The 12,328-nt window shown below is 56.4% G+C and carries 13 protein-coding genes; 7 read left to right on the top strand and 6 right to left on the bottom strand.

Going from position 1 to position 12,328, the window contains the following annotated elements; translation table 11 throughout:
• Window position 1: 1 nt before the first annotated feature.
• The gene (locus tag FWJ25_RS03250; RefSeq protein ID WP_149598788.1) at window positions 2-1,663 is read right to left on the bottom strand and encodes a ShlB/FhaC/HecB family hemolysin secretion/activation protein; all 1,662 of its coding nucleotides are present in this window, start codon (window positions 1,661-1,663) and stop codon (window positions 2-4) included.
• Between the two features lie 245 nt (window positions 1,664-1,908).
• On the opposite strand from FWJ25_RS03250, the gene FWJ25_RS03245 reads away from it, so the two are divergent.
• Both FWJ25_RS03245 and FWJ25_RS03240 read left to right on the top strand, forming a co-directional pair.
• Window positions 1,909-2,859 (top strand): helix-turn-helix domain-containing protein, encoded by a 951-nt coding sequence (locus tag FWJ25_RS03245; protein ID WP_223163215.1) that lies wholly within the window; start codon window positions 1,909-1,911, stop codon window positions 2,857-2,859.
• A 47-nt stretch (window positions 2,860-2,906) separates the two neighbouring features.
• Complete coding sequence (locus tag FWJ25_RS03240; RefSeq protein WP_149598786.1) at window positions 2,907-4,769, top strand: alkaline phosphatase D family protein; 1,863 nt, start codon at window positions 2,907-2,909, stop codon at window positions 4,767-4,769.
• Window positions 4,770-4,820: 51 nt separating this feature from the next.
• Here FWJ25_RS03240 and FWJ25_RS03235 read toward each other — a convergent pair whose 3' ends face one another.
• Window positions 4,821-5,519, bottom strand: coding sequence for a crotonase/enoyl-CoA hydratase family protein (locus FWJ25_RS03235; RefSeq protein ID WP_149598785.1), 699 nt, complete (start codon window positions 5,517-5,519; stop codon window positions 4,821-4,823).
• A 179-nt stretch (window positions 5,520-5,698) separates the two neighbouring features.
• Here FWJ25_RS03235 and FWJ25_RS03230 point away from each other — a divergent pair, with 179 nt between their 5' ends.
• The gene (locus FWJ25_RS03230) at window positions 5,699-6,544 is read left to right on the top strand and encodes a DUF72 domain-containing protein (RefSeq protein WP_149598784.1); all 846 of its coding nucleotides are present in this window, start codon (window positions 5,699-5,701) and stop codon (window positions 6,542-6,544) included.
• A gap of 55 nt (window positions 6,545-6,599) precedes the next feature.
• Entirely contained in the window at window positions 6,600-7,469 is an 870-nt protein-coding gene (locus FWJ25_RS03225; RefSeq protein ID WP_149598783.1) for a transporter substrate-binding domain-containing protein, read from the top strand.
• 29 nt (window positions 7,470-7,498) lie between these two features.
• On the opposite strand, the gene FWJ25_RS03220 is transcribed toward FWJ25_RS03225, so the two are convergent.
• The 3 genes from FWJ25_RS03220 to FWJ25_RS03210 are packed head-to-tail and all read right to left on the bottom strand — an operon-like array spanning window position 7,499 to window position 8,995.
• Window positions 7,499-8,296, bottom strand: a complete 798-nt coding sequence (locus tag FWJ25_RS03220) for an SDR family oxidoreductase (RefSeq protein ID WP_149598782.1) — start codon at window positions 8,294-8,296, stop codon at window positions 7,499-7,501.
• A 32-nt stretch (window positions 8,297-8,328) separates the two neighbouring features.
• Entirely contained in the window at window positions 8,329-8,652 is a 324-nt protein-coding gene (locus tag FWJ25_RS03215) for a hypothetical protein (RefSeq protein ID WP_149598781.1), read from the bottom strand.
• A gap of 34 nt (window positions 8,653-8,686) precedes the next feature.
• A complete protein-coding gene (locus tag FWJ25_RS03210) occupies window positions 8,687-8,995 on the bottom strand; it encodes a hypothetical protein (RefSeq protein WP_246166637.1) in 309 nt (102 codons plus the stop codon).
• A 166-nt stretch (window positions 8,996-9,161) separates the two neighbouring features.
• Between FWJ25_RS03210 and FWJ25_RS03205 the strand changes: the two genes are divergently transcribed.
• The 3 genes from FWJ25_RS03205 to arfB all read left to right on the top strand — a co-directional run bounded on the left by FWJ25_RS03205 (window position 9,162) and on the right by arfB (window position 11,796).
• Window positions 9,162-10,355 carry a multidrug effflux MFS transporter gene (locus FWJ25_RS03205; RefSeq protein ID WP_149598780.1) on the top strand — a complete coding sequence of 398 codons (1,194 nt, stop codon included), beginning with the start codon at window positions 9,162-9,164 and terminating at the stop codon, window positions 10,353-10,355.
• Window positions 10,356-10,438: 83 nt separating this feature from the next.
• Window positions 10,439-11,377 (top strand): GGDEF domain-containing protein, encoded by a 939-nt coding sequence (locus FWJ25_RS03200; protein WP_149598779.1) that lies wholly within the window; start codon window positions 10,439-10,441, stop codon window positions 11,375-11,377.
• 8 nt (window positions 11,378-11,385) lie between these two features.
• Window positions 11,386-11,796 carry an alternative ribosome rescue aminoacyl-tRNA hydrolase ArfB gene (gene arfB, locus FWJ25_RS03195; protein ID WP_149598778.1) on the top strand — a complete coding sequence of 137 codons (411 nt, stop codon included), beginning with the start codon at window positions 11,386-11,388 and terminating at the stop codon, window positions 11,794-11,796.
• A 7-nt stretch (window positions 11,797-11,803) separates the two neighbouring features.
• Here the strand turns inward: arfB and FWJ25_RS03190 are convergent, their stop codons facing one another.
• Window positions 11,804-12,328: a cytochrome b gene (locus FWJ25_RS03190; RefSeq protein ID WP_149598777.1), complete on the bottom strand. Its 525-nt coding sequence runs from the start codon at window positions 12,326-12,328 to the stop codon at window positions 11,804-11,806.

Here is a 12,328-nt window from a genome sequence, read left to right as displayed (position 1 = left end):
CTTAGAATGTCCATTGCACCTGCCCCCACACGTAGACGTCTTTCGGGTCATCACTCACGGCTTCTTCGGTATCCAGCGAGGTGGCGGCACTGGCGCTTACCCGCCACTGCGGGTCCGGGAACCAGTAGGCGGAGACACCGGCACCTGAGAGGTTTCGGTGGATGTCGCCGGTGGGCAGGGGTTTGTCGTTGTACTTGACGCCACCAAGGTCCATGAACACCCCGGCCTGCCACTTGGGATTGAAGATATGGCGAACCTCGGTACTGAGCAGCCAGCCTTCGTCACCGGAGGTCTCTCCCTGAGGGAAAGCCCGCACACCATAGGCACCGCCCAGGCTGAACTTTTCGATGGAATCCAGATTGCCGCCGGCCTTCTGCGCCCGGGCATCAATCTGCAGAAGCCATTTGGCCGCCAGCCATTGCTGGCGCAACAGCGCCAGGCTGACTTTGTGGTAGGTGCCTTCTGTTCCGTATACATCCGAGGCCTCTGCGAAGGGGCTGTCCAGGCGGAGATCGCCAAACGTCCAGTTCAGCCGGACGCTGTTGGAGCTGCCGGCGAGCACGCTATCCCGCCAGTAGCCGTTAATTACATCAAGGGTCAGGCTGTTCAGGGTTTTCTCGCTGACCAGTCCCAGTTGTTCGTCTTCCAGATCCCTGTACTGGAAGGTTAACCGGCTGGAGAGGCCCCAGGCGCGCTGGCGCCACCAGTTCTGATCAACGAACACGCTGGCGGTGGCAGCGTTGCCTTCGGCGTTCAGGTCTTCAAAGTCATCCCCAAGGCGGTATTGCAGCCACGAAACGGCGGTGCCCAGGCGGGTATTCCAGGGGCCAACCGGCAGGTCATACTGGCTTCGGATATAGGCTTGTCCTTCATCGCTCACCAGCCCCTGGAAGCCCAGGGAATCACCCAGTGACAGGGGGTTGGCGATGTTGACGCCACCGCTGAGACGATAGGCACCGTTGTAGGTGTTGCCGTAATTGTCGATGGCCAGGTTGCCGGTCACCCGATCCCCTTCGCTGACGGTTACGTCCACGTCGCTGGTTCCGGGTTCTGATCCGGCTGAGAGCCGTGACCCGACCCGGGTGCCCGGCAGAGCGTCGAGGTTCATCAGGGCGTTTTCCAGTGCGCCGATTTTTACCCCGTCTCCGCTTGCCAGACTTCTGGTAGCCCGCTGCGTCACGGTGCCTAGCACCTGGCTGTTGTTGTTCAGGCGGATCTCGCCGTAGCGGCCTTCAACCACCTGAATGGTCAGAACGCCTTCGGTGATGTCCTGCGGCGGCAGGACCGCCCGGGCCAGCAACCAGCCATGTTCGCGGTAATAGGCGGTGATCCGGCTGGCGGCTCCATAGAGATCTGAGAGGGAGAGTTCTACGCCGGTGTCGTCGGATAACAGAGCGGCCAGTTCGTCACTGCTGAAAGCGGTGTTGCCGTTGAAACGGAAACCCTCGAGGGTAACGGTGGCTGAACCGGCCTGCTGTTCGCTGTCTTCGGGCAGTTCTATCGACGGTGTTCCGACGGGTGGCTCCGGGGGAGGCGAAAGAGGTTTGGTTTCCAGTTCCCGAAGAACATCCCCAACCTGTTCTGCTGCCTGTACGCCAGATAATGCCAGACAAAGGCACGCGCACACTGCGCTGCGCCCCATAGCTACAACGACCTGTCTCACAATGGTATATCCCTATCCTGATTCTTCTCCCGGAATGGCCCGCACGCGCCCCTGATCTCGCCAAAACAGCGAAAACAATCCGAAAAATGACAGTAAGTTAACGATCTTCGTAGACTAGAGAGACTTGACTGGCGGTACTAGATAGGGCTTTTATGAATTTCGGAAAAGTTATCATTTCTCAAAACCTGGCCATGATAAATGGCCGACATTGAGGTCGATTTACCCAGACAAACATGGAAGAACGCATGAAGGAGCTGGCGACAGGTACGTTTCATCAAGTGGACATGGAGGGCGGTACTTCATTCGAATTGCCCGGGGTGAGGGGCCGAATGGAGAGGCTTGAGTTCAACAGCGGCGTTGTACTGTATCGCGTTGAATATCAGTCCCTTGAGGACTGCACCATTGAGGTTCAGAACAGCTTCGATCAGCCCTGGCTGGGGTCAGCCATGCATCTGCAGGGTCGTTCCGAACTGACCCATCCCAACGGTAATACCTACTCCCTCAATCAGGATGCCGCGTTGCTCATGCGCGTTGACGCCTCGGGCAGTCGTTTTCAACTGACTGAAGGGCAACTGATACGGCATGTGGGTGTTGCCACCACACTCGCCAGCCTGAAGGAGCGGCTCGGTGGCGCCTTACCAGACAGGTTGTCGCTGTTTGATGATGACACGTTCGGCGAGTTTCAGGCTGGCCAGTCCTTCGCACCAAGCCCTCGGCTGAGGCTGTTAGGAGGGCAATTGTTCGACGCCCATGCCCGGGGTACCTGCCGGTCGATGAAACTGGAAGGTATTGCCAACCTGTTTCTGGCTGAGATCATTGAGCTGTTCTGCACGGAGGTGGACGAAGACGACAGCATGATTGTCTGGGAGAACCAGGCGCTCAGCGACGTGCATGAATACTGCAGAAACAACCTCGATGGCGATTTATCGCTGCAGGCGTTAGCCAAAGTGTCGGGGCTCACTGAAAGCCGTCTCGACCAGCTGTTCAGGAACAAGTATCACCTGTCCTGTGCGGAGTATATCCGTAACGAACGGATGGTCTTTGCCAACCAGCTGCTGGAAGAGGAGCAACTACCTATTAAGCTGGTGGCCGCCAAGGTGGGGTACAATCACGTCAGTAATTTTTCCCGGGCATACAAGAGCCGGTACGGAGAATCCCCCGCCCGAACTCAGCGGCGGGTTGTCAGTCAAAGCTGATGTAACGAACAGAACACACCGTCGAATATCGGAAAAAGGATCTTTCCATGATGATATGTGGCCCGGTTGTGCGCCATGCCAACCGCAATGAGCTCAATGTCTGGTTTGTGCTGGATCATATTGCCGACCAACTGGAGCTCGCCGTTTTTGCCGATGATCAGAAACAGCAGGCTCTGAGCACTCACTGCGAATCAACCACGGTGGTCGCCGGCAGGCACTGCGTTTTCTGTATGTTGCGGGCGTCTCTGGATCTCGGCGATGGGCATGAGGAGGTTTTCTACGAGATAACCGTCGATGGGCATCCCTTCGGTGACCGCCAGCTGCAGGATTCCCTGTGCCTGACCGGGCAGGCCCTGCCAAGCGTTTATCTCCCTCGAATTCATCAACATTTTTTACAGGCGTCCTGCAGAAAGCCCCACGCCGCCCACCAGACATCCCGACCGGACCAGATGGCGCGGGCCCTGGAGCAGCTTCAGCAGAATCGGGGCACGGCCGCACGCCCCAGCCAGATGTTTCTCACTGGCGACCAGATTTACGCCGATGACGTTTCTCCACTGTTGCTGGATTACCTGCACAGGCTGAGGGATCATCTCGGGCTCAGTGACGATCTGGAACACATTCCTGCCGGCAAAGATGTGTTCCGCCTTGGCAAGCTTGATGCCCGGGAATGGGTGACCCGTGCCGGGCTGGGCTTTACCTCTTCGGCAAAATCCTCACACCTGCTCAGTCTCTCTGAGTACCTTTGCATGTACCTGTTCGCGTTCTCCGGCGCCGCGCCCGGAGACGATGACGGGTTTGCCAGCCACGATGACCTCAAGCCAAGGCTGGCGACCCACCCAAGAAACACCCGTGACGGCAAGACTCCACCCGTTCAGTACAAGTACGATCTGGCAGCCTATGAGGAGGATCTCGCCAACCTGCAGGCGTTCGCCACAACGGCGCGAAACGACGTCCGACGACTGTTTGCCAATATCCCGGTTTACATGATCTTCGACGACCACGAGGTCACTGATGACTGGAACCTGTCGAAAGCCAACAACCGGCTTCTGAGCACAACGGAGCTGGGCCGCTACACCCAGAGAAACGCCCTGGCCTCCTACTTTCTGTGCCAGCACTGGGGCAACCGCCCCCACGGGCCGGGACAGGAACTGGACGACGTGCAGGCATTTCTGAACGACACCCGGAACCATTCCCTCGACGCCTGGCTGTTCGCAAAATACTGGGGCTATGAGCTGGAGCAGACGCCTCCGGTCGCGGTGCTGGATACCAGAACCCACAGGGAGTTCAGCAAGCGGGGCAAACACTCGCTGGGGCTTATGTCTGATCAGAAAATTGAAGCTCTGGGAGACAAACTGGCTAACTTGCCTGCCTGCCCCACTCTGATCCTGGTATCTCCCACACCTATGTACGGGTTCAGCCAGATTGAGTACCTGCAACTGAAATTCCCGACCCTGAAGCGGACACTGGACAGAGAACCCTGGGCCGCCGATGAAACCTCGCTGGAGGCACTTCAGAAAGCGACCTGCCGGCTTCCCGGCATACAACAGGTCATGGTTTTCTCCGGTGATGTTCACTACGCCTTTGCCCGCCGTTTCCAGCCCCAGGGATCGAATGCCGTGTTCTGGCAGCTATGCAGCAGTGCCAGCAATAACGTACCGGTGGGTGCCGATGTAGGGCTTAAGCTGATTAACAAGCTCGGTAACTGTCTGAATGATCGCCAGATTCGCTACCTGTTGCCGGAAGGCGAAGGCTTCTTCCTTACCAGCGACAAGAACATTGGCACACTCACTCTGGACGCTCAGGGCAGGCCGCAGGAAGCACGACTGCTTTGCGCCGGTGCGGAAGGTTTGTATGAGAAAAGGTACGATCTTGAGAATTATCGGGAAACACTTTCTAACGCCTCCCAATAAGTAAAACAGGCCGCCCTCCGGAACCGAAGGCGGCCTGGTTCAGCCGTTCAATCAGCCGTTCAGCCCGAGGCTCTCAGCATCTTTCTCGATGGCGTCGTCCAGCGCAGCCAGGTAACCGGCTTTCGCCTTCACCTTGGTTTCGCGGTGGGCGCGCATGTTCAGGGTCTTGAAGTATTTGGCCAGCTCCAGCGCCCGCTCGGCCAGTTTGTCCTGGGCAACCACTTCATCCAGGAAGCCCGCCTCCGCAGCGCCTTCCGGGCTGTAGATTTCAGCGTTCACGACAGAACGATAGAAATGGGCCGGCACCAGGCGGTGGCGCGCAATTTCGAGGCCCGCATGGTGCATGGTCATGCCAATGGCCACTTCGTTCAGGCCCAGTTTAAAGGGACCTTCTATACCCACCCGGTAATCCACAGACAGCAGGATAAACGCGCCTTTTGCAATCGCGTGGCCGCTACAGGCTCCGATCACCGGTAATGGGAAAGCCGCAAGGCGGCGAGTGAAGGTGGAGCCAACTTTTACGAGAGCTGCCGCTTCGTTCGGGCCCTTCTGCATTTCTTTCAGGTCATAACCTGCAGAAAAAATGCCCGGCTGGCCGGTCAGGATAACAATGGCCTTGTCCTGCTCAGCCTGATCCAGTGCCTTGTTCAGGCCTTCAAACACCTCGTGGCCCATGGCGTTTGCCTTGCCATTGCTGATTGTAATCGTCGCAACACCATCAGTCAGATCGTAACTTACTAGGTCTGTCACCTGCCTTCCCTCGTGTTTCCACTCATTAAAGTGAGTGTTTGTTTACTTATTGAGAGCCCCGATTTTCGTTCACTCGCAGCAGACTTTCAATCCCTTTCCGTGTTTCACAGTTGGCGTGCTGACTTCAATTCCGTACGCTATGGCAAAACACCCGGACAACGACGGCCCATCTTCGCACTATGACCCTCCCCTACTTTCTGGGCTGCCCCCAATGGCAGGACCCCAACTGGGCACGTAGCCTGCCAGCAGGCAGCAGCCCGCTGGCCAGATACAGCTCCGTCTTTAATTGTGTCGAGGGCAACACGACGTTTTACGCCACGCCGACACAAGCTCAATGCGCCCAATGGCGGGCCCAGGTGCCGGACGATTTTCGTTTTCTGTTCAAGTTCCCTCGTCACATCAGCCACGACCGGCTGCTGACGGACTGCAGCGACGATGTGACAAGCTTCCTCAACATCCTCTCGCCTTTGAATGATGTGCTGGGCCCCTTCCTGCTCCAGCTACCAGCAGCATTCGGCCCGGCTCACCTCAACAACCTCTGGCAGTTCATCGATGCCATGCCCGGGGGGCTGACCTGTACGGTTGAGGTCCGAAACCCGGCTTTCTTTCAGAAAGGTGAGGAGGAAAAAGCTCTGAACCGCGGACTTCGGGACAGAAGCATCGCCCGCGTATGTTTCGATAGCCGGGCCCTTTTCTCGGCAGAGCCCGACAACGAGGCCACCCGGGATGCCCAGAGAAAAAAACCGCGGGTTCCTGTTCACATCCTGCCGGTAGATGCACCACCTGTTATTCGGTTCATCGGCCATCCCGATCTCGAGATTAACCGGGAGTTTCTCGCCCCCTGGGTGAAACGTGTGGGCGACTGGCTGGATGAAGGTATTCGGCCCTTTGTATTCATGCACATGCCGGATAACGGGGAGGCTCTGCAACTGGCCGAGCTGTGGTGCGATCTGTTAAGGGCGCGGGTGCAACGGCTGCCAAAGCTCGGGCTGGAAACCTGGCCAGATCAACCTGGCCTGTTCTAGCAGATTGCGCGTATGCAGGTCGGCTATACTGATATAGCTAACCTAGGAATAAACCATGCGTCGTACCCTTTGTGCCCTCATTCTACTCGCTGCACAGTCGTCATCACTGTGCGCCGCGACGTTTTATCTTGGGGTGCTCCACGGCGATGAAGAAGTCTTCAAATACGAAATTTCAGTCGTCCGCCTTGCCCTTGACTACGCTTCCGGCGACCACACGTTGGAGCTCGTACCGATGGTGGATACTTCTCAGGACAGGGTATTCCGACTCATGGAGTCGGAGGAAAGCGAGGTCAATGTCTTTTTCAGCGGGTACAGCCCCGAGCGGGAAGCCCGCTTCCTTCAGGTAGACATCCCACTAACCAGAGGCCTTCTGGGTTACCGTTTACTGGTGTCCAGAGAAGATCGGTTGGCCGAATTTGCTCATATTCAGACACTGAAAGACCTGCAGTCATACAGTATTGGCAGCGGAATTGGCTGGCCTGACAATGACTATCTGGAAGCCAATGGGCTTGAAGTTATTGCTTCACAGTACGCCAATCTCTGGCGGATGCTGCAACGAAACCGGTTTGATTTATTCCATCGGGGCATTCAGGAGGTTTTTGAAGAGCTGAGACGGCCGGAGGCCGAGGGACTGGCGGTGGTACCCGGCATTGTTCTGGCGTTCAGGTTTGACTACTTCATTTACGTCAATGCCCGGCGCCAAGACCTCCACGACATTCTCGAGGAGGGTCTTCAAAGAGCCTTTGATTCCGGGGCGCTCACACGAAACTTCAACGGTTCCCCACGGATTAAGGAAGCTCTTCGGGACAGTCACCTGGATCAACGCACCGTCATACCGTTGCAACTGCCGCAGGCCTACCGATCCCTCGACGAGATTCCCGCAAAATACTGGTACACCCCGGCAGCCATACAAGAGGAAAAATAAGACCTTCCACGGGGAGACCGAGCTGATATCTAGTTCATGGAGCGGGTGATTCTGAACAGCATTTCCGGCGCTAGGCGTTTAATCCACAGAGCCGACATCTCTTTGCCTTTGCCCACCGGAATTTCCCGCTTACCAGCGCTGAGCCCCTTCAAGATGACTTCAGCGCACTCGTCCACATCCATGCCACCGGCAATATTGTCATCTACTCTCCCAAATGCCGTGCCATCGGCTGACAGCGCATTGCGGGAAATGTCTGTTCTGATAAACCCAGGAACGATCGTCGATACCTGCACGCCCTCATCTTCAACTTCCGCTCGCAGAGCATCGAAAAAGCCCATCACCGCATGCTTGGCCGCACAATATCCGGTGCGCTGGGGCACACCAACTTTTCCTGCAACGCTGGCGGTTACGGCCAGGTGTCCCGAGCGCCGCTCAAGCATGTGGGGAAGGACGGCTTTGGTCAGCGCGATTTGCCCCATGACGTCCACATCCATCAACTTCTGATAGACAGACATGTCCGTATCCTTGCACAGGGAACGCTGAGAGAGACCCGCATTGTTGACGAGCAGGTCGATGGAGCCGAAACGGTCGATCACGGTTTTCACCGCCGCTGGCAATGTTTCCCATTCAGTAACATCCAGAGGCAGAACAAGAATCCGTTCGCTGGACATCCCCGCATCCACACAGCGCTGTGCAACCCGGTTTAGCTCTTCTTCCCTCCGGGCAGACAGAACAAGCGCACCGCCAGCGCGGCGGGCAAACTGAACAGCCAGTGCTTCACCAATGCCGGACGAAGCGCCGGTAATCCAGACAGTCTGGGCAGACATAGTTGATCCTTTTTATTATTGGTTGGAGTGTTTTAACCGAAATAATCCTGTATCCAGTCAAAGAGGGTATCCGCTGACATCGCGGAGAGCTCCATGGACTGGAAGTTATTACCCACTTCCTCATCAATCGTAATGAACTGATACAGGAGATTACCCGGCCGGGCATCGTGCAGAATGAGGGTGATTCGGCGCCGGGTTCGCAGACAATCGATGGTCATGACGTCGGCCGGGATACCAGAATCCCGCATGCCTCTGCGAACTTCCACCACAGGATTAATATGCTCATGGGTTGCCTGAATGCGGGCATGGGCATCGCTGGCCATATCAGACAGGGACTTGAGTGGATCTTCCGGCATACTGACAGCTCCCGAACTGAGTGGTGTTGAAGGTTCAGTTAACAGGCTGGCAGCCACGAACGGCTAGTGCAATGTTGGCACTCGCCTTGATCTGTTCGTAATACTTGGAGGCCTGATTTACCCCCATATCGGCATAGCCGCCAGCGGTCGGACTGATCAGGCGGCCAAGCTCGGCCAGAGCAGAGGCTGACTGGCGATCGCTGTTATAGGCATCAAACGCCTGATAAATCTCGTTGCAGGTGATGCCATCGCCATCGGTTGCGGCAGTCGACATGTAGGTGGATGTCTGGCAGCCGGTGAGAAGGATGGTTGCGGCAAAAGCAGTCAAAGAAAGCCGTTTCACTGGATCAATACTCCGATAAAGGTCTTAAATAATCGTCAGATGGTAACACCTGTTCACCATGATCAAACGATAATTCCGACCGGCATTCGGCAAAACCTCTTCGGAAATTGCTCATTGCAATAGATAGCTATTATCATTAGCTTTCTATCTACCAAGGAGGTAGACCGTGTCCCATCTCAAACTCGCTTTCTTACTCGGAATAACCGTTGCCCTCGGGCCTCTGGCACTGGACGCTTACCTGCCAGCTTTTCCGAGCATTGCTGATGCCCTGGGCATCCCACACGCTGATGTGGGCCTTACGCTCAGTGCCTACGTAACAACCCTCGGCCTTGCGCAACTGGTTGGTGGCCCTCTGTCGGACCGCTACGGTCGGCGCCCCATCCTTCTGGGGGGGCTCGCGGTGTTTGCCGTTGCCGGCGTCATGATATCTCTTGCTGACACGCTTTCGGATATGGTGATCTGGCGCGTTGTTCAGGGCGTTGGCGGTGCTTTCTGCGCCGTATCTGTGCCGGCAATTGTGCGGGATCAGGTCAGTGGCCAGGAAGCGGCACGGCTGTTTGGCCTCATTGGCCTGATCATGTTTATCGCACCGGCTGCCGCACCGTCACTGGGAGCCCTGATGCTGACCATGGGCGATTGGCACAGCATCTTCCTGATGCTGGCCGGCTACGCCGTGTTTCTCGCCGTTGCACTGCAATCGTTCCTGTTTCCGAAACTGGCACCACGCCCTAAAGCCACTACTCCGGTGCGGACACTGGTTACTAACTACATGCTGGTGCTTCGCCACAAGACCACCATGCGATTCGTTGGCATTCAGGTGATGTGTTTCAGCACCATGCTGTTGTTCATTACCCATTCGTCCTTTATTTATCAGGAGTGGTTTGGCCTATCAAACTCCATGTTTTCCATGCTGTTTGCCGCCAACATCATCCTGATGGCATTGCTGAATATGGCTAACCGCCCACTGCTTCGCCGCTTCAGTTCCGTGCTGCTGCTGCGGGCTCAGGTAACGCTGCAGTTTCTTGCTTTGATATGCCTGGTGGTTGCTGTTTCTCTCGGAGGCTCTCTCTGGGCCGTCGCCCCCTTTATCATCGCAACCATCGGTTGGCAGGGAGCCATTGTGCCGAACAACATGGCCAATGCCCTTGAGTTTTTCCCACACCTGGGAGGAACCGCCGCTGCGTTGCTGGGCGCTTCGCAATTCACCATTGCAGGGGGAATCAGTGCTTTGTCTTCCTTTATCGGGGGCGAGTCTCTGCAGGCTATCGTGCTGACGATGCTGGCGTGTTCGACGTGTGCGGTAATACTGGCGCTGGGCGCGCCAAAGGCGGTTGAACGGGAGCTGGACAAGGCAACCTGACGACAACAACGACAGAACAGTGTTTTTGTATGACAGAATGCACTATGGTTGTGGGTTTAAGACACCTCCCGGAGTAAAGCCCCGTGTACTCAAAACCCGCCGAGCTGGATGACAACAGTTCCGTCTACAAAACCCTGCTCGAATCAACCAAGGCCATCCCTTGGAAGATCGACTGGAACACCATGCAGTTCGCCTATATCGGGCCGCAGATCGAAGCGCTGCTGGGGTGGACTCCGGAAAGCTGGGTCAGCGTGGATGACTGGGCGACCCGAATGCATCCTGAAGATCGTGAATGGGTAGTGAATTTCTGCGTGTCCCAGTCGCAATCCGGTGTGGATCATGAGGCTGATTACCGGGCCCTTCACAAGGACGGCCATCACGTCTGGATTCGCGATGTGGTGCACGTTGTTCGCACTGACGACGGTGAGGTCGAGGCGCTGATCGGTTTCATGTTCGACATCAGCGAGCGCAAGAAAACCGAGCAGGAACTGGCTGAATTGCAGAAGCAGCTCGAAGAATACTCTTTCAAGGATGGACTGACCGGAATCGCCAACCGAAGGATGTTTGATAACGTACTGGAGGAAAGCTGGACTCACGCCCTGCGGAACAGCCAGCCTCTGTCCATCATTCTGATGGACCTCGACAACTTCAAGCAGTACAACGACCTGCACGGTCATCTGCAGGGAGACGAATGCCTGAAATCCGTTGCAAGCCTGCTATCAAAAGCCGCAAAGCGTTCGAGGGATCTGGTCGCCAGATACGGAGGCGAAGAATTTGTCATGATCCTGCCGGAAACCGATGCAGACTCGGCCCTGACCGTTGCCGAACGCTGCCGGGAACTGCTGGCAAAGGCGGAGATTCCCCATGGCGGAGATAATACCGGGCCGCTTGTCACATTAAGCATGGGTGTTGGTACACTGATTCCCAGCCGCGATGACAACCCAAAACGCTTTCTGGACATGGTCGACCAACGCTTATACGAAGCCAAGAATGGTGGCCGGAACCAGATCATAAGTTCCTGAATGACACCATGCTGAAAATTTCAAACGCCGTAGAAATAGCCGACTGGGAAATACAGATCACGCAGATCCGCGCTCAGGGAGCCGGAGGCCAGAACGTCAACAAGGTAGCCTCGGCGGTTCACCTGCGTTTTGACGTACCACACTCCACGCTGCCGCCGTTCTACAAGGAACGGCTGATGGCGTTATCCGACCAGCGCATGACCAAGGACGGCGTTATCATTATCAAGGCACAGTCCTTCCGAACCTATGAACAGAACCGGGAAGATGCGCTGGAGCGCCTGAAGGCGCTGATTCAGGAAGCCGTGAAGCAGCAGAAAGCCCGGCGGGCAACCCGGCCCACCAAGGCTTCCCAGCGCAGACGAGTGGATAGCAAAACCCGTCGGGGGCAGACCAAGGCCCTCAGGGGCAAGGTAATCTGACTGTCAGTCAGGCCATACGCTTCATGACACGGTCACCAAGCCAGTACTGATGAACTAGCGCTGCTGCAACATGAAGACCGATCATGATCCAGAAACCGGTTGCCAGGGCTTCGTGCAGGTCTTCACCGACCTCCTCGAGCCACTCGGTTTCCGGTCCCGGCGTAAAGATCATCCATCCGAAAAAGGATACCGGATCGCCTTCACCCAGCGAAACAGCCACCCCGGACAACGGCATGAAAACCATCAGACCGTAGAGGACAAAGTGCCCCAACCTGGCCACCCTCGCCCAGTTTTCTGGCAACGATATCTTTGAATGATTCAGCCAGCGCCAGGCTATGCGGATCAAAAGCAATCCGAAGACAGCAATCCCCAGGGTCTGGTGCCAGACCATCAGGTCGGCCTCCGAGCGACTGTGTTCCAGTGCTTCAAACCAAACCTCGGAGCTCAGATTTACCAGCAACAATATGGCCATAGACCAGTGTAAAGCCCGGGAAACAGCCCCGTAGCGATTTTCAGCGTCCATCATACTCAT

This window comes from Marinobacter salinexigens (assembly GCF_008370345.1).
GTDB lineage: Bacteria > Pseudomonadota > Gammaproteobacteria > Pseudomonadales > Oleiphilaceae > Marinobacter > Marinobacter salinexigens.
This window is presented reverse-complemented; position numbering and strand designations above follow the sequence as displayed.